This is a genomic window from Pseudomonas sp. NBRC 111132 (assembly GCF_001320565.1).
In the GTDB taxonomy this organism is placed as follows: domain Bacteria; phylum Pseudomonadota; class Gammaproteobacteria; order Pseudomonadales; family Pseudomonadaceae; genus Aquipseudomonas; species Aquipseudomonas putida_P.
On sequence record NZ_BCBI01000047.1, the window covers coordinates 1 to 17,482 of the forward strand.

Here is a 17,482-nt window from a genome sequence, read left to right on the forward strand (position 1 = left end):
CTGGCGTGCTCGGAAAAACAGCCAATTTAACATATTGGCTCCTTGCCCAAAATCCCTGCCATTGTTAGAGTTTGCCGCACTTTTTTACCCACGCTTTCCCCAGGGTCACTTTCCCATGTTCAAGAAACTGCGTGGCATGTTTTCCAGCGATCTTTCCATCGACCTGGGTACTGCCAACACCCTTATTTACGTGCGTGAGCGCGGTATCGTCCTGAATGAGCCCTCGGTTGTTGCCATCCGTACCCATGGCAACCAGAAAAGCGTCGTCGCCGTCGGTACCGAAGCCAAACGCATGCTGGGCCGTACGCCTGGCAACATTGCTGCCATTCGTCCGATGAAGGACGGCGTCATCGCCGACTTCAGCGTGTGCGAAAAAATGTTGCAATATTTTATCAACAAGGTTCACGAGAACAGCTTCCTGCAGCCAAGCCCACGCGTGCTGATCTGCGTGCCGTGCAAGTCGACCCAGGTCGAGCGCCGCGCCATCCGCGAGTCGGCTTTGGGTGCCGGTGCCCGTGAAGTGTTCCTGATCGAAGAGCCGATGGCTGCTGCCATCGGTGCCGGCCTGCCGGTCGAAGAGGCTCGCGGATCGATGGTCGTCGATATCGGTGGCGGTACCACCGAAATCGCCCTGATCTCGCTGAACGGCGTGGTCTATGCCGAATCCGTGCGCGTTGGCGGCGATCGCTTCGACGAAGCCATCGTCACCTACGTGCGCCGCAACTACGGCAGCCTGATCGGCGAATCCACCGCCGAGCGTATCAAGCAGGAAATCGGTACGGCCTACCCCGGTGGCGAAGTACGTGAAGTCGACGTTCGCGGCCGCAACCTGGCCGAAGGCGTACCGCGTGCCTTCACCCTGAACTCCAACGAAGTGCTCGAAGCGCTGCAAGAGTCGCTGGCGACCATCGTCCAAGCGGTCAAGAGCGCCCTCGAGCAGTCGCCGCCGGAGCTGGCTTCGGACATCGCCGAGCGTGGTCTGGTGCTGACCGGTGGTGGTGCGCTGCTGCGTGACCTCGACAAACTGCTGGCCCAGGAAACCGGCCTGCCGGTGATCGTCGCCGAGGACCCGCTGACCTGTGTCGCCCGTGGCGGCGGTCGCGCCCTGGAGATGATGGACAAGCACGCGATGGACTTGCTCTCCAGCGAGTGATCCCACTCGCTGTTCACGAGCGCCCGGTTTACAGGTAGTACGCACAGTGCTACCTGTATGCGCTGGGCTGGCGCCCGTTTGGGGCGCCGTATCCGTCAACCCGCAACCAGGCTGGTGCGTTGTCCCATGTCCAATGACCTCCTGAGTCGTCCACGAGGAACGGCCCATTAAACCGCTTTTCTCCAAGGGCCCTTCGCTGGGCGTTCGCCTGCTCGTTCTGGTGGTGATGTCGGTCGCGTTGATGGTTGTCGACGCGCGCTTCGACGTGCTCAAGCCCGTGCGCAGCCAGATGGGCCTGGTGCTGATGGAATCGTACTGGATCACCGACTTGCCGCAGCGTGCCTGGCAAGGTGTGGCCGGCCAGTTCGGCAGCCGAACCGAGCTGATAGCCGAAAACGAGAAGCTCAAGACCGAAGCCCTGCTGCTGCAGGGGCGCCTGCAGAAGCTGGCGGCCCTGACCGAGCAGAACGTGCGGCTGCGCGAGCTGCTCAATTCATCGGCCCTGGTCAACGAAAAGGTCGAAGTGGCCGAGCTCATCGGTGTGGACCCCAACCCGTTCACCCACCGCATCCTGATCAACAAGGGGGAGCGTGATGGTGTGTTCCTGGGCCAGCCAGTGCTCGATGCCCGTGGCCTGATGGGCCAAGTGGTCGAGTTGATGCCCTACACCTCGCGGGTGCTGTTGCTGACCGATACCACCCACAGCATTCCGGTGCAGGTCAACCGCAACGGCCTGCGTGCCATCGCCAGCGGCACCGGCAACCCGGAGCGCCTGGAGTTGCGCCATGTGGCCGACACCGCCGACATCAAGGAAGGCGACCTGCTGGTCAGTTCCGGCATGGGGCAGCGCTTCCCGGCCGGTTACCCGGTGGCTACGGTCAACGAAGTGATCCACGACTCCGGCCAGCCATTTGCCATTGTCCGTGCCATCCCCACCGCCGCACTCAACCGCAGCCGCTATATGCTGCTGGTGTTCAGTGATCGGCGTAGCCCGGAGCAGCGTGCCACCGATGCCGCCATTGCCCAGGAAGAGGCCGACCGCAAGGGCAACGCGCCTGCTGGCCAGCCGGCCGCTACCGGCGAGCAGGCTGCACCTGCCGTGCCAGCCACCCCGGCAGCGCCGGCTACACCGCCCGCGCAGTCAGCAGCCCCAGCTGCTGCACCTGTCACGCCGGCCGCACCCGCTCACACCCGGAGGCAATGATGGCTGCATCACGCCGCAACAATGGCTGGGTCATCTGGCTGACGTTCGCCATCGGCTTGCTGCTCAGCGTTTCGCCCATGCCGCAGTTCATGGAAGTGTTCCGGCCCATGTGGCTGGCATTGCTGGTGTCGTTCTGGACCCTCGCCGTGCCGAACAAGGTCGGCATGACCACCGCGTTTTTGCTGGGCCTGGCCGAGGATGTGCTATACGGCACCCTGCTGGGGCAGAACGCGCTGATCCTTACCCTCATCACCTTCCTGGTGCTGTCCTTGCAGCAACGCCTGCGCATGTTCCCCATGTGGCAGCAAAGTTTGGTCATCCTGGTGATCTTCGGCATCGCCCAGCTGATTCAGCTGTGGCTCAGCGCACTGACCGGCAATCGCCTGCCTACCCTGGCGCTAGTCTGGTCGGCGGTGATTAGTGCCTTGCTCTGGCCGTGGATCAGTTTCGCCCTGCGCGATTTGCGCCGACGTTTGCATATCAATTGACGGCGACGCGCCACTGACAGGGAGATGTCTGCATGAACCCGCTATACCTGGCTTCCGGCTCGCCCCGTCGTCGTGAACTGCTGACCCAGATCGGTGTGCCGTTCAGCGTCATCAGCGCCCCCATCGATGAAACCCCGCTAGCCAACGAAAGCGCACCGGCCTACGTCGAACGCCTGGCTCGGGCCAAGGCTGCGGCCGGCCTGGCCAGTGTCGATGGCCCCGCTGTAGTGCTCGGCGCAGACACTGCCGTGGTGCTCGATGGTCGTATTCTCGGCAAGCCGGAAAACCGCGAAGATGCCTTGGCCATGCTGGCAGACCTTTCAGGCCGTGAGCATCAGGTGCTGACCGCTGTCGCCCTCGATGATGGCCAGCGCGTGCACAGTTTTTGCGTCACCAGCACAGTACGTTTTCGCACTATCAGCGCCGATGAAGCGCAGCGCTACTGGGCCAGCGGCGAGCCAGCGGACAAGGCTGGCGGCTACGCCATCCAGGGCCTGGGCGCGGTGTTCGTCACCGACCTTTCCGGCAGCTACTCGGCGGTGGTTGGCTTGCCGCTCAGTGAAACGGCCGACGTGCTTGGCCAGTTCGGCATCGCCTGCTGGCAAGCGCCCGTGCATACGCCAGAGGTAACAAACCCGTAGTAGCCAGCAGTGCATACGCCATCCATCATTACAAAAGACCTTTGACGAGAGCCTGCCATGAGTGAAGAGATCCTGATCAACATCACGCCGATGGAGTCACGTGTGGCGGTGGTGGAAAACGGGGTGCTGCAGGAAGTGCACGTCGAGCGCACCCAGCGCCGTGGCATCGTCGGCAATATCTACAAGGGCAAGGTGGTACGCGTGCTGCCGGGCATGCAGGCGGCCTTCGTCGACATCGGCCTGGAGCGCGCAGCGTTCATCCATGCCTCGGAAATATCCCAGCGCGAAGGTTCGGCGGTAGAGAACATCACCGCACTGGTACACGAAGGCCAGGCCCTTGTGGTGCAGGTGACCAAGGACCCGATCGGCACCAAGGGTGCACGCCTGACCACTCAGCTGTCGATCCCGTCGCGCTACCTGGTGTACATGCCGCGCAGCAGCCATGTCGGTATTTCGCTGAAAATCGAGGACGAAGCCGAGCGCGAGCGCCTCAAGCAGGTGGTCAGCGATTGCATGGACAGCGAGAACATCAAGGATGCCGGAGGGTTCATCCTGCGCACCGCAGCCGAGGGCGCGCGTGCCGAAGAAATCTTGCAGGACATCCGCTACCTGCGCCGCCTGTGGGAGCAGATTGGCACCCAGATCAAGACCTGCGGCGCACCCACAGTCATCTACGAAGACCTGGGCCTGGCCCTGCGTACCCTGCGTGACCTGGTCAACCCGAAGATCGAAAAGATCCGCATCGACTCGCGGGAAACCTTCCAGAAAACCACGCAGTTCGTCGGCGAGCTGATGCCGGAAATCGCCGACCGCCTCGAACACTACCCAGGCGAGCGGCCTATCTTTGACCTGTACGGCGTCGAAGACGAGATCCAGCGTGCCCTGGAACGCAAGGTGCCGCTGAAGTCCGGCGGCTACCTGGTGGTCGACCCGGCCGAAGCGATGACCACCATCGACGTCAACACCGGGGCGTTCGTGGGCCATCGCAACCTCGAAGAAACCATCTTCAAGACCAACCTCGAAGCCGCCACCGCCATCGCCCGGCAACTGCGCCTGCGCAACATTGGCGGCATCATCATCATCGACTTCATCGATATGGAAGACGAAGAGCACCAGCGTCAGGTGCTGCGTACCCTGGAAAAGCAGCTGGAGCGCGACCACGCCAAGACCAACATCATCGGCATCACCGAGCTGGGCCTGGTGCAGATGACCCGCAAGCGTACGCGGGAAAGCCTGGAGCAGGTGCTGTGCGAGCCGTGCCTGGCCTGCCAGGGGCGCGGCAAGCTGAAGACTCCCGAGACCATCTGTTACGAAATCTTCCGCGAGATCCTGCGCGAGGCCCGTGCCTATCAGGCCGAGGGTTACCGTGTGCTGGCCAACCAGAAGGTGGTCGATCGCCTGCTGGATGAAGAATCGGGCAACGTGGCGGAACTGGAAGCCTTCATCGGCCGAACCATTCGCTTCCAGGTCGAGTCGATGTATTCGCAGGAACAATACGACGTGGTGCTGCTCTGAGGTCTTCTCGAACACGCCGCTGGATGGTCTGGCTGGCAAAACCGGCACTACGGGCCATCATGGATAAACGACTTGGAGGGCCATGGCCATGGGACGTCTGACCCGCGTTCTTGTCGCCCTGACCCGCTGGGGGCTGGGCGTATGCGCCCTGTTGGCGGTTTTGGTGGCGCTGTATGTCAGCCTCGGCCGCGAACTGGTGCCGCTGGTCGCCGAGTACCGCGCCGATGTAGAGCGCAAGGCCGAGCAGGCGCTGGGCCTCCCCGTACATGTGGGTGCCTTGGAAGGCCGTTGGAGCGGGCTGGCACCGGTGCTGCGGGTGCGCGACCTGCAATTGGGCGAAGGCGCCACCGCGCTGCGCCTGGATGACGTGATGGTGGTGCCCGACGTCTGGGCCAGCCTCACCGCCCGCGAAGTGCGCCTGGCACGCATCCAGTTGGGCGGCTTGCAGTTGATCCTGCGTGAGAACGAGCAGGGCGTCTGGGACCTCGAAGGCCTACCCAAGAAGGACGATGCGCCATTGGACCCGGCCGACCTGTTGCAGCGCCTGCGCCAGCTAGGCCGCGTCGATGTATTCGACAGCCAGGTCACCCTGCACCCCTGGCAGCGCGACCCGCTTACCCTGACTTATGTGAGCGCTGGCCTGCAGGCCGGCCCAGCACGCCAGGCGGTGGACCTGCGGGCGACCTTGCCTGACGGCCAGCCTCTGGCACTCACCCTGCACAGCCGTATGTCGGCCAAGGCCTGGCGCGATGGCCAGGTCGAAGCTTATCTGAGCCTGCCGCAAAGTGACTGGTCGCACTGGCTGCCACCAAGTCTGCTGGGACAGTGGCAAGCTGACACCCTGCGCGCAGGTGGTGAGTTCTGGGTCGACTGGGGCAAAGGGCAGCTGCAGCAGGCCGTAGTACGGCTCAATGCGCCTGAGCTACAAGGCGCCTATGCCGGACGAAAGGCCGCCAAGCTGGATAACCTGGCCTTGGGCGCCTGGTTCCAGCGTCGCGAGCAGGGCTTCGATGTGGTGGTCGACTCGTTGGCCATGGACATCGGCAAGCGTCGCTGGGAGTCGCACCTGCAGTTGCAGCAGCGCCCTGGCCAGAGTGCTGCCGATGAAAGCTGGCAGGTACAGGCTGATCGTCTCGACCTCACGCCGCTGACCCCGTTGATCGATGCCTTGGCACCGCTGCCAGACAACGTCATGGACGTGGTAAATGGCTTGAAGGTGACCGGTGCGCTGCGCAATGTGCGCCTCGAGGCCAGGCCCAAGGCCGAGGGTGATCAGCGCTTGCAGTTCGCCGCCAACCTGGAGAAGGTGGGTTTTGAGGCTTATCACAGTGCGCCAGCCGCCGGTAACGTCAGTGGCAGCATCAGTGGTGACCTGGGCCACGGCGAGCTGCGCCTGGATACCGATGCGTTCATGCTGCATCTGTACCCGATCTTCGCCAAACCCTGGCACTACCAGAAGGCCAATGCACAGCTGACCTGGGCCTTGGACAAAGACGGTTTCACCCTGATCGCGCCGTACCTCAAGGTGCTGGGCGAAGAAGGCAAGATCGCCGGTGACTTCCTGATCCGCCTATTGTTCGAGGAAGGCCGCGAGGATTACATGGACCTGCGCGTCGGCCTGACCGAGGGCGATGGTCGCTATACCGCCAAATACCTGCCCGAAGTGCTTAGCCCGGCGCTCGACGAGTGGCTGCGCAGCGCCATCGTCAAAGGCGCGGTGGATGAAGGTTACTTCCAGTACCAGGGGTCGTTGAATCATGGCGCGGTGCCAGAGGCACGCAGTATCAGCCTGTTCTTCAAGGTGCATGACGCGGCCCTGGATTTCCAGCCCGGTTGGCCGCAGGTGCAGCATGTGGATGGCGATGTGTTCATCGAGGACAGCGGCGTGCGCATCAAGGCCCAGCGCGGTGTGTTGCTCGACACCAAAGTCAGCGATGTACAGGTCGATATTCCGCATGTCGAGGGTGATCAGCACAGCCACCTTTACCTGGATGGCGATTTCGACGGCAGCCTGGGCGATGGCCTGAAAATCCTCAAGGAAGCACCAATCGGCACCGGTGAGATTTTCGCCGGCTGGGAAGGTGAGGGGCCACTGAAGGGCAAGGTCAAACTCGACATCCCGCTGGCCCATGGGCAGCGGCCGAAAGTGCAGGTGGACTTCGCCACCAGCGATGCGCGGCTGAAAGTCGCCCCGCCGAGCCTGGAATTGAACCGCCTGAAGGGTGACTTCAGCTTCGACTTCGACAAGGGCCTGAGTGGCAAGGGCATCAGCTTGCAGGCCTTCGGCAAGCCAGTGACGGCGCAAATCTCCGCTGAAGGCCAAGCGGGGCAGATGCAGACCCGTATCAATGCCAATGGCCAGGTATCGCTCAAAGCGTTGACCGACTGGCTGCAGTTCACCCCGTCCTTGCCGGCGTCCGGCGACCTGCCGTACCAGTTGCAGCTAAGCCTGGGCAGCCGGGAAAACAGCCTGAGCGTCACCTCCAGCCTCAAGGGCCTGGCGATCGACCTGCCAGCGCCGTTCGGCAAAGCAGCGGCGGATACCCGCGACAGCCGCTTCAGCATGAACCTGCAAGGCCCGGAGCGGCGCTTCGATGCCTCCTATACCGACCTTGCACGTTTTGCCTATGCCGCACCGGCCGACAAGCTGGCACAGGGCCGTGGCGAGCTACTGTTGGGTACCGGTGACGCCCAGCTACCTGCCAGCCAAGGCCTGAGGGTGCGCGGGCGTTTGGAGGCGCTGGACCTGGCTCCCTGGCAAGAACAGGCGGCCCGCCTGGCCGGTGACGACCCCGGTGGCAGTGCGCGGCAGAACCTGCAAAGCGTCGACCTGAGCATCGGCCAGTTGAAAGCCTTCGGCATGGATCTGAATCAGGCTGTAGTGCGGCTGGCTCGAGGCGGCCCGGCCTGGGATTTGCGCCTCGATAGCAAGGAAGTCATCGGCAACGCCCGCGTACCGGATGCCAAGGGCGCGCCAATGGTCGTGCGCATGCAGACCTTGCGCCTGCCTGCCGCCAGCGCCGCAGAGCAGCAGGCTGAAGAAGGCCCGGACCCGCTGGCCTCGTTCGATCCGCGCAAGGTGCCGGCGCTGGACCTGAGCATCGACAAGCTCTACCGCGGTGACGACCTGTTCGGCAGCGCCTCGATCAAGCTGCGGCCGACTGCGCGTGGCGTTACCGCCAGCGACATCGACCTTGACTTCAAAGGCTTGCGCATCGATGGCGGTGGCGGCTGGGAAGGTGAAACCGGCAAAACCAGCAGCTGGTACAAAGGGCGTCTGGACGGCAAGAACCTGGCGGATGTGCTCAAGGCCTGGGGCTTCGCTCCCACCGTGACCAGCCGCGACTTCCGCCTGGATGTAGATGGCCGCTGGCCGGGTTCGCCTGCCGCGGTGAGCCTGACGCGTTTTTCGGGCAGCATGGATGCGGCGCTGCGTACGGGCCAATTCGTCGAGGTTGAAGGCAGCGCCCAGGCACTGCGGGTGTTCGGCCTGCTCAACTTCAACTCGATTGGCCGGCGCCTGCGTCTGGACTTCTCCGACCTGTTCGACAAGGGCCTGGCCTATGACCGGGTCAAGGGTTTGCTGGTAGCCAGTAGCGGCGTGTACGTGACCCGCGAACCGATCACCGTGACCGGCCCATCGAGCAACTTCGAGCTGGATGGCACGCTGGACATGGTGCGCGACCGGGTGGATGCCAACCTGCAGGTGAGCCTGCCGGTGACCAATAATCTGCCGCTGGCGGCGCTGATCGTCGGCGCACCCGCTGTGGGCGGGGCGCTGTTCCTGGTCGATCGACTGATCGGTGATCGTGTGTCGCGCTTTGCCAGCGTTCACTACCGTGTCGAAGGCCCGTGGAAAGAGCCTAGAATCACATTTGTGAAACCTTTCGAGAAATCCCGCTAGGAGTACCCATGAAGGCAGCGGTAATCCAGATGGTCAGCCAGGATGACGTGCTGGCCAACCTGCAGCGTGCCGGTGCCCTGCTGGAGCAGGCAGCGTTGGGCGGCGCACGGCTGGCGGTACTGCCGGAAAACTTCGCCGCCATGGGCCGCAAGGACGCCGCAGCCATTGGCCGTGCCGAAGCCTTGGGTGATGGGCCGATTCTGCCATGGTTGAAACGCACCGCCCGCGACCTCAAGTTATGGATTGTTGCCGGTACCTTGCCCTTGCCACCGGTCGGCCGGCCTGAGTCCAAGGCCCATGCCTGCTCGCTGCTGATCGATGAACACGGCGAGGTGGTGGCGCGTTATGACAAGCTGCACTTGTTCGACGTGGACGTTGCCGATAATCGCGGCCGCTACCGTGAATCGGACGACTACGCCCATGGCGCCCAAGTGGTGGTGGCCGACACGCCCGTCGGACGGCTGGGGCTTAGCGTGTGCTACGACTTGCGTTTCCCCGAACTGTACAGCGCATTGCGTGCTGCCGGCGCGGAGCTGATCACTGCGCCGGCTGCCTTTACCGCCGTGACCGGCGCGGCACATTGGGAGGTGCTGGTGCGCGCCCGGGCCATCGAAACCCAGTGCTACCTGCTGGCTGCGGCGCAGGGAGGCACCCACCCAGGCCCACGGGAAACCCATGGCCATGCGGCGATCGTCGACCCTTGGGGGCGCATCGTCGCAGAACAGGCGCAAGGCGAAGCGGTACTGCTTGCCGAGCGCGACATTGAAGAACAAGCGTCCATTCGGGCGCGCATGCCGGTGGTTTCGCACCGGCGCTTTTTTTCGCAGGGCGCGTTGCGGCCTGCGCACACCTCGGAGTGACTATGAGCCAGATGTTATCCACCGTCAGTGAGCAGCTCCTGGCCCCAGGCGGCTTGACCCTGGACAGCCTGCAGAGCGTACTGGGTGAGTTGGCCGGCCCCGGCATCGACGCCGCCGACCTGTATTTCCAGGGCCAGATCTCGGAAACCTGGGCGCTGGAAGACGGCATCGTCAAAGAGGGCAGTTTCAACCTCGACCAAGGCGTGGGCGTGCGTGCCCAATCCGGTGAAAAAACCGGTTTCGCCTACAGCAATGCCATCAACCTCGAAGCACTGACCTCGGCAGCCCGTGCGGCCCGTTCGATTTCCCGCGCTGGGCAGAACGGCACGGTGCAGGCCTTCCGCAGCCAGGAGGTGACTGCCCTGTATGCCGCGGACAACCCGCTGGACGTGCTCAGCCGTGCCGAAAAGGTCGAGCTGCTCAAGCGTGTCGATGCCGCTACCCGCGCCTTGGACCCCCGCATTCAGCAAGTCAGCGTGAGCATGGCCGGAGTCTGGGAGCGCATCCTGATCGCGGCGGCCGATGGCAGCCTGGCCGCCGACGTGCGCCCGCTGGTGCGCTTCAACGTCAGCGTCATCGTCGAGCAGAACGGCCGTCGCGAGCGCGGTGGGCAGGGCGGTGGCGGGCGTACCGATTACCGTTTCTTCACCGAAGAGCGGGTGATGGGCTATGCCCGCGAGGCGCTGCGCCAGGCCTTGGTGAACCTGGAGGCCATCCCGGCGCCGGCCGGTACCTTGCCGGTGGTATTGGGCTCGGGCTGGTCGGGCGTGCTGTTGCACGAGGCGGTCGGCCATGGCCTGGAGGGCGACTTCAACCGCAAGGGGAGTTCGGCATTCAGTGGCCGCATCGGCGAGAAAGTGGCGTCGAGCCTGTGCACCATCGTGGACGATGGCACCCTGGAAGGCCGCCGTGGATCGCTGAGCGTGGATGACGAAGGCACCCCGACCGAATGCACCACGCTGATCGAGAACGGCGTACTCAAGGGCTACATGCAGGACAAGCTGAACGCGCGTCTGATGGGCATGGCGGTGACCGGCAACGGTCGCCGTGAATCCTATGCGCACCTGCCGATGCCACGCATGACCAACACCTACATGCGAGCCGGCGAAAGCGACCCGCAGGAAATCATTGCGTCGGTGAAGAAGGGTATCTACTGCGCCAACCTCGGTGGTGGCCAGGTGGACATCACCAGCGGCAAGTTCGTGTTCTCGACCAGTGAGGCCTACCTGATCGAAGACGGCAAGATTACCGCCCCGGTGAAGGGCGCGACCCTGATCGGCAATGGGCCGGAGGCGATGAGCCGTGTGTCGATGGTCGGTAACGACCTGGCGCTGGACAGCGGGGTAGGGACATGCGGCAAGGACGGGCAGTCGGTGCCAGTGGGGGTCGGGCAGCCGACTTTGAAGCTGGATGCGATTACCGTGGGCGGTACCGGGGCGTGATGGCTGCGGGGACCGATGTGGCAGCGGGCATGCTCGCTGCCACATCGGTCCCGTATGTCAGCGCAACCCGCGCTGCAACTCGTCGAGGTCGCGGATGTACTTGAATACCTTGCGCGCGGCGGCTGGCGGCTTGTTCCGGGCCTTTTCGTGCTGGGCATGGCGCACCAGTGAGCGCAGCTGCTGGCGGTCGGTGTCGGGGTACTCGTTGACGAAGCGCTCGAGGTCCTCGTCGTTGCCGTCGATCAGCCGGTCGCGCCAGCGCTCCAGGCTGTGGAAACGCTCGTTGTACTGGCGGCTCGAGCTGTCCATCTGCTCGAGCAGGGCGTGGATGGCATCGAGGTCCTGCACGCGCATGAGCTTGCCGACAAACGACATGTGGCGTTTACGGGCACCATGAGCGGTGTGCTTGCTGGCCTCGGCCAGGGCCTTGCGCAGCTCGTCGGTCAACGGCAGGCGGGCCAGGGTATCGGCTTTGAGCGTGGTAAGGCGCTCACCGAGTTCGACCAGCTCATGCAGTTCGCGCTTGATCTGGGTTTTGCTTTTTTCGCCGTCGAAGGCGTCGTTGTTTGAATCAACCATGGTGGCAGTCCGCTAGAAATCGTCGCCATGATAACCAGTCGGGGGCCGCTTGTCCGGCCCGGTCGTAGAATGACCCCAAGCCGTACGCAGAATTTGAGTGGAGAGAACCATGAGTGCAGTCCAGAGCGTAGGTCCGAAAGACCTGCCAGCATTGCAGGAGCAGGTCGAGGCGATCATCGCCGAGGCGCGCCGCCAAGGGGCCAGTGCCTGCGAAGTGGCAGTTTCGCTGGAGCAGGGCTTGTCCACCACGGTACGCCAGCGTGAAGTCGAGACGGTCGAATTCAACCGCGACCAGGGCTTTGGTATCACCCTTTATGTTGGCCAGCGCAAAGGCTCGGCCAGCACTTCGGCCAGTGGCCCGGACGCGATCCGCGAAACCGTTGCCGCTGCCCTGGCCATTGCCAAGCATACTTCCGAAGACGAATGTTCGGGCTTGGCCGACGCGGCGCTGATGGCCCGTGAAATTCCTGATCTGGACCTGTACCACGATTGGGATATCGAACCCGAAAAGGCCATCGAAATGGCCCTGGCCTGCGAGGCGGCGGCGTTTGATGCCGACCCGCGCATCCTCAACGCCGATGGCACCACCCTCAATACCCACCAGGGCTGCCGCGTGTATGGCAACAGCCATGGCTTCATCGGTGGGTACGCCTCGACCCGGCACAGCCTGAGCTGCGTGATGATCGCCGAAGGCGAAGGGCAGATGCAGCGTGACTACTGGTACGACGTGAACCGTCAGGGCAACTTGCTGGCCGACCCGCGCAGCATTGGCGTTCGCGCTGCACAGCGTGCTGCCAGCCGACTGGGTGCCCGGCCGGTTCCCACTTGCGAGGTGCCGGTGCTGTTTTCGGCCGAACTGGCCGGTGGCCTGTTCGGCAGCTTCCTGTCGGCTATTTCCGGCGGCAACCTGTACCGCAAGTCGTCCTTCCTCGAAGGTACCATTGGCCAGCGCCTGTTCCCTTCCTGGCTTACCCTCGACGAGCGCCCGCACATTCCGCGCGCGTTGGGTAGCGCCGCGTTCGACGGTGATGGCCTGGCCACCTACGCCAAGCCGTTCGTCGACAAAGGCGAGCTGGTGTCGTACCTGCTGGGCACCTATTCCGGGCGCAAGCTGGGCTTGCCAAGCACGGCCAACTCCGGTGGTGTGCACAACCTGTTCGTCACCCACGGCGTCGAAGACCAGGCCGCGTTGATTCGCCGTATGGGCCGCGGCCTGCTGGTGACCGAGCTGATGGGGCATGGGCTGAACATGGTGACGGGGGATTATTCCCGTGGTGCAGCTGGCTTCTGGGTCGAAAATGGCGAGATCCAGCACGCGGTTCAAGAAGTGACCATCGCCGGCAATATGAAAGACATGTTCCAGCAAATTGTCGCGATCGGTAACGATCTTGAAACGCGCAGCAATATCCATACCGGGTCGGTGCTGATCGAGCGGATGACCGTCGCGGGTAGCTAATTGCCGCCAGAAACATGCAGTGAAATCGAAGACCCGGCCATCGTGCCGGGTTTTTCTTTCACTAACGGCTACTTGAAGTGATTCTATTTATCACTTAATAATGAATATCATTATCCAGTCACCCGGCGATGATGTTCATGAAACCCGTCCTCCGCGAACTGCCCTACCTGGAAAACTGGCGCTGGCTCAGCCGGCGCATTCGCTGTGCGCTCGAGCCTGACGAGCCACGGCTGATCGAGCATTACCTGGCCGAAGGCCGCTACCTGGTGTGCTGTACGCAAACCTCGTCATGGACGGTGGCACTGACCTCCTTCCGCCTGCTGCTGGATACCGCCTGCGACCGCATGCTGCCCTGGCATTGGCGCTGCCAGTGCCTGGACCAGGCCTGGCGACCGCTGCTGGACCTGCGCAACCTCGACCGCCAGGAGCAGAACCAGCGCTGGCAACCCTACGCCCTGCAGTTGGCAAATTGCCGCCTGCTGCCGTCGATTTCTCCCGATGAACTGATGCAAGGATTTGATGATGAGTGATACCCGTATCGAGCGTGACAGCATGGGTGAACTGCAGGTGCCTGCCCAGGCCCTGTACGGCGCCCAGACCCAACGCGCGGTCGACAACTTCCCGATCAGCGGCCAGCGCATGCCGGCCCAGTTCATTCGTGCTCTGCTGCTGGCCAAGGCAGCCGCGGCCAAGGCCAACATCGAGCTGGAACAACTGTCCGCCGCGCAGGGCCAAGCCATCGTCAAGGCTGTCGAGCAACTGTTGGCCGAAGACTTCATCCAGCATTTCCCGGTCGATGTGTTCCAGACCGGCTCCGGCACCAGCTCGAACATGAACGCCAACGAAGTGATCGCGACCTTGGCCAGCCGCGTACTGGGTGAGGCAGTCAATGCCAATGATCACGTCAACTGTGGCCAGAGCAGCAATGACATCATCCCGACCACTATCCACGTCAGTGCCGCGCTGGCCCTGCACGAACAGTTGCTGCCAGCCTTGGCGCACCTGGTACAGGTGATCGAGGCCAAGTCGGCGCAAGTGCATCAGTATGTGAAAACGGGCCGCACCCACCTGATGGACGCCATGCCGGTGCGCATGAGCCAGGTGCTGGATGGCTGGGCGGCACAGATCAACGGCGCCAAGGCACACCTCGAAGCCACCTTGCCGAGCCTGCAGGCGCTGGCCCAGGGCGGCACCGCCGTGGGTACCGGCATCAATGCCCACCCCCGGTTCGCTGGCGTGTTTGCCCGCCAACTCAGTGGCCTGACCCAAGTCGAGTTCACCCCAGGGCAAAACCTGTTTGCCCTGATCGGTTCGCAGGATACCGCCGTGGCCCTGTCTGGCCAGCTCAAGACTACCGCTGTGGCACTGATGAAAATTGCCAACGACCTGCGCTGGATGAACTCCGGCCCGCTGGCCGGCCTGGGCGAAATCGAGCTGCAAGGCCTGCAGCCTGGCTCTTCGATCATGCCGGGCAAGGTCAACCCGGTGATCCCGGAGGCCACTGCCATGGTCGCCGCCCAGGTGATTGGCAACGACGCCACCATCGCCATCGCGGGGCAGTCCGGTAACTTCGAGCTGAACGTGATGCTGCCGGTGATCGCCCGCAACCTGCTGGAAAGCATCGAGCTGATGGCCAACGTCAGCCGCTTGCTGGCCGACAAGGCCATCGCCACCTTCAAGGTCAACGAGGGCAAGCTCAAGGAAGCCCTGGCGCGCAACCCGATCCTGGTCACTGCGCTGAACCCGATCATCGGCTACCTCAAGGCCGCCGAAATCGCCAAGACCGCGTACAAGCAAGGTCGCCCGATCATCGATGTGGCGCTGGAGCACACCGATTTGTCGCGTGACCAGCTCGAAGCACTGCTGGACCCGGAAAAACTCACCGCCGGCGGAATCTGACCCTGCGTCACCGCCAAGGAGATTTGCCATGCAGCACTGGAAACGCACCACGGAAACCGCCAACCGCCTGTTCGATCAAGGCGAGCTGGTCGACGCCCGGGAACACTACCTGCAAGCCCTGGCGCTGGCCCAGGTGCTGTTCGAGCGCTGGCATGACGTCGACGAAGCGGTGGCCGCTTTCGTCATCGCCCACCATAACCTGGCCGACCTGCACCTGCGCCTGAACCAGCCGCAGGAAAGCGCCGACTACTTGTGCGCCGCTCACCAGCGGCTGCTGCAGGCCAGCCAGGAGACGCGCCTGCCGCAGGCGCTGCGTGATGCGGCCTTGCGCCACAGCGGGCGCACCTACACCGAACTGCTGAGTTTCATCGCCGAGTACGGCCAGTACCCGCGTACCGAGCGCCTGCTAAGTCGCCACAGCGCCGGGGCCAGCGAGCTCGCTGCCCAGCGGGACCTGGCACCCAGAACCCATGCCTACGGAATTCACTGACATGCCACATACCCTGCCTGCATTGCCATACGCCTATGACGCGCTGGAGCCGCACATCGACGCCCAGACCATGGAAATCCACCACACCAAGCATCATCAGACCTACGTGAATGGTCTCAACGCCGCTATCGAAGGCACCGAGTGGGCCGAATGGCCGGTTGAGAAGCTGGTTGGCGCCGTCAAGCAACTTCCGGAAAACCTGCGTGGCGCAGTGACCAACCACGGCGGCGGCCACGCCAACCACAGCCTGTTCTGGACCGTCATGTCGCCACAGGGTGGCGGTGAGCCTGTGGGCCAGCTGGCGCAAGCTGTCACCGCGCAACTGGGCGGCTTCGAGGCTTTCAAGGAGGCTTTCACCAAGGCTGCGCTGACGCGCTTCGGCAGCGGCTGGGCCTGGCTAAGCGTGACACCGCAGAAAACCCTGGTGGTAGAGAGCAGTGGCAACCAGGACAGCCCGTTGATGCACGGCAATACGCCAATCCTCGGCCTGGACGTGTGGGAGCACGCGTATTACCTCAAGTACCAAAACCGTCGTCCGGAATACATCGGCGCCTTCTACAACGTCATTGACTGGGCGCAAGTGGAGCGCCGTTACCTCGAAGCCCTGAAGTGAGTCGGACCGGTATGCGCTCTGAGGTGATGTCTGTCAGCAGTGTGCGCCTGTTCCGCCTGGCGCTTGGGACCTTGCTGTTGCTGGCTGGCACCGCGCTACTGGTAGCGCGTGGCCTCGCCTGGCTGGACCTGGAACCGCGCATGCTGCGCGCCCTGGAGGGCGGTGCGTTATGTGCACTGGGCACTGCACTGGGCGCAGTACCGGTACTGGTCATTCGCAACATGCCAGTGGCGCTGGCCGACACGCTGCTGGGTTTCGGCGCCGGTGTGATGCTGGCAGCCACCGCGTTTTCCCTGATCATTCCGGGGTTGGATGCCGCCCAGTCCATCGGGTTCAGCCCTTGGGGCGCGGGTGGCCTGATCAGCTTCGGCTTGTTGTTCGGTGCGCTGTGCCTGTTTCTGGTCGACCTCAAGGTGTCTGGCGCCTCGCCAGAAGCGCTGGTTGGCACCGACAATCAGCCGGTGATTGCTGCACGTATCTGGCTGTTTGTCATTGCCATCATTGCGCACAACATCCCTGAAGGCATGGCGATTGGAGTGTCGGCCGGTGGCGGCATGGCCGACGCCGACAGCCTGGCCATGGGCATTGCGTTGCAGGATGTGCCTGAGGGGCTGGTGATTGCGCTGGTGCTGGCCGGGGCGGGCATGCCGCGTTTCAAAGCCTTCCTGATAGGCGCTGCGTCAGGGCTGGTCGAACCGGTGGCCGCAGTGATCTGTGCCTGGCTGGTGAATGTTGCCGAACTCCTGCTGCCGCTGGGATTGGCCTGTGCGGCGGGGGCGATGCTGCTAGTGGTCACCCAGGAAATCATCCCGGAGTCGCGCAGCAATGGCCACCATCGGCTGGCTAGCCTGGGGTTGTGTATCGGCTTCTGTCTGATGATGGTGATGGATACCGCGATGTCCTGATTCATCATCAGGTTGGCGCGCACTCCAACAAGGAGTGTGCCGGCTTTATTCGCCTTCGTCGAAGAAGTTGTTGATCAGTTCGACCAGCGCGTCCATGGCATCGCTGTCTTGCTCACCCTCGGTATGCAGGTGCACCTGGGTGCCTTTGCCCGCTGCCAGCATCATCACCGCCATGATGCTCTTGCCATCCACCAGCTTGTCCGGCGCACGTCCAACCCGTACCTGGCAGGGGAAGCGGCCGGCCACGCCGACGAACTTGGCTGCCGCCCGGGCATGCAGGCCCAACTTGTTGATGATGGTGATTTCGCGGGCGGGCATCGTGGGGCGGATCCT

Annotated in this window: 16 protein-coding genes; 14 read left to right on the plus strand and 2 right to left on the minus strand. The window is 63.4% G+C overall.

Annotated features, from left to right (window positions below; translation table 11 throughout):
- The first annotated feature begins 115 nt into the window (after positions 1 to 115).
- From mreB to tldD, 8 genes are all read left to right on the plus strand, one after another.
- Positions 116 to 1,153 (plus strand): rod shape-determining protein MreB, encoded by a 1,038-nt coding sequence (gene mreB, locus APH35_RS20290; protein ID WP_003255163.1) that lies wholly within the window; start codon positions 116 to 118, stop codon positions 1,151 to 1,153.
- Positions 1,154 to 1,379: 226 nt separating this feature from the next.
- Positions 1,380 to 2,357 carry a rod shape-determining protein MreC gene (gene mreC, locus APH35_RS20295; protein WP_012270640.1) on the plus strand — a complete coding sequence of 326 codons (978 nt, stop codon included), beginning with the start codon at positions 1,380 to 1,382 and terminating at the stop codon, positions 2,355 to 2,357.
- The gene (gene mreD / locus APH35_RS20300; protein ID WP_012270641.1) at positions 2,357 to 2,845 is read left to right on the plus strand and encodes a rod shape-determining protein MreD; all 489 of its coding nucleotides are present in this window, start codon (positions 2,357 to 2,359) and stop codon (positions 2,843 to 2,845) included. Before mreC ends, mreD begins: the two co-directional genes overlap by 1 nt.
- Before the next feature lie 32 nt (positions 2,846 to 2,877).
- Positions 2,878 to 3,486 carry a Maf family protein gene (locus tag APH35_RS20305; RefSeq protein WP_012270642.1) on the plus strand — a complete coding sequence of 203 codons (609 nt, stop codon included), beginning with the start codon at positions 2,878 to 2,880 and terminating at the stop codon, positions 3,484 to 3,486.
- A 57-nt stretch (positions 3,487 to 3,543) separates the two neighbouring features.
- Positions 3,544 to 5,001 carry a ribonuclease G gene (gene rng / locus APH35_RS20310; protein ID WP_012270643.1) on the plus strand — a complete coding sequence of 486 codons (1,458 nt, stop codon included), beginning with the start codon at positions 3,544 to 3,546 and terminating at the stop codon, positions 4,999 to 5,001.
- Positions 5,002 to 5,083: 82 nt separating this feature from the next.
- Positions 5,084 to 8,905, plus strand: coding sequence for a YhdP family protein (locus APH35_RS20315; protein WP_060494442.1), 3,822 nt, complete (start codon positions 5,084 to 5,086; stop codon positions 8,903 to 8,905).
- Between the two features lie 8 nt (positions 8,906 to 8,913).
- Positions 8,914 to 9,765, plus strand: a complete 852-nt coding sequence (locus tag APH35_RS20320; protein WP_012270645.1) for a carbon-nitrogen hydrolase family protein — start codon at positions 8,914 to 8,916, stop codon at positions 9,763 to 9,765.
- Between the two features lie 2 nt (positions 9,766 to 9,767).
- Positions 9,768 to 11,207 (plus strand): metalloprotease TldD, encoded by a 1,440-nt coding sequence (gene tldD, locus APH35_RS20325; RefSeq protein ID WP_012270646.1) that lies wholly within the window; start codon positions 9,768 to 9,770, stop codon positions 11,205 to 11,207.
- 57 nt (positions 11,208 to 11,264) lie between these two features.
- Here tldD and yjgA read toward each other — a convergent pair whose 3' ends face one another.
- The gene (gene yjgA, locus APH35_RS20330) at positions 11,265 to 11,786 is read right to left on the minus strand and encodes a ribosome biogenesis factor YjgA (protein WP_012270647.1); all 522 of its coding nucleotides are present in this window, start codon (positions 11,784 to 11,786) and stop codon (positions 11,265 to 11,267) included.
- Between the two features lie 109 nt (positions 11,787 to 11,895).
- Between yjgA and pmbA the strand changes: the two genes are divergently transcribed.
- The 6 genes from pmbA (at position 11,896) to APH35_RS20360 (ending at position 17,149) form a co-directional block, all read left to right on the plus strand.
- Entirely contained in the window at positions 11,896 to 13,242 is a 1,347-nt protein-coding gene (pmbA, locus tag APH35_RS20335; RefSeq protein ID WP_060515349.1) for a metalloprotease PmbA, read from the plus strand.
- A gap of 128 nt (positions 13,243 to 13,370) precedes the next feature.
- Positions 13,371 to 13,772 carry a hypothetical protein gene (locus APH35_RS20340; RefSeq protein WP_012270649.1) on the plus strand — a complete coding sequence of 134 codons (402 nt, stop codon included), beginning with the start codon at positions 13,371 to 13,373 and terminating at the stop codon, positions 13,770 to 13,772.
- Entirely contained in the window at positions 13,765 to 15,141 is a 1,377-nt protein-coding gene (locus tag APH35_RS20345; protein ID WP_060515350.1) for a class II fumarate hydratase, read from the plus strand. The genes APH35_RS20340 and APH35_RS20345 overlap by 8 nt, the downstream gene beginning before the upstream one ends.
- Before the next feature lie 28 nt (positions 15,142 to 15,169).
- Positions 15,170 to 15,631, plus strand: coding sequence for a hypothetical protein (locus APH35_RS20350; RefSeq protein WP_012270651.1), 462 nt, complete (start codon positions 15,170 to 15,172; stop codon positions 15,629 to 15,631).
- Position 15,632: 1 nt separating this feature from the next.
- A complete protein-coding gene (locus APH35_RS20355; protein WP_012270652.1) occupies positions 15,633 to 16,244 on the plus strand; it encodes a superoxide dismutase in 612 nt (203 codons plus the stop codon).
- An 11-nt stretch (positions 16,245 to 16,255) separates the two neighbouring features.
- A complete protein-coding gene (locus APH35_RS20360; RefSeq protein WP_012270653.1) occupies positions 16,256 to 17,149 on the plus strand; it encodes a ZIP family metal transporter in 894 nt (297 codons plus the stop codon).
- A 45-nt stretch (positions 17,150 to 17,194) separates the two neighbouring features.
- Here APH35_RS20360 and APH35_RS20365 read toward each other — a convergent pair whose 3' ends face one another.
- Positions 17,195 to 17,467 (minus strand): HPr family phosphocarrier protein, encoded by a 273-nt coding sequence (locus APH35_RS20365; protein WP_010952144.1) that lies wholly within the window; start codon positions 17,465 to 17,467, stop codon positions 17,195 to 17,197.
- Positions 17,468 to 17,482: the final 15 nt, after the last annotated feature.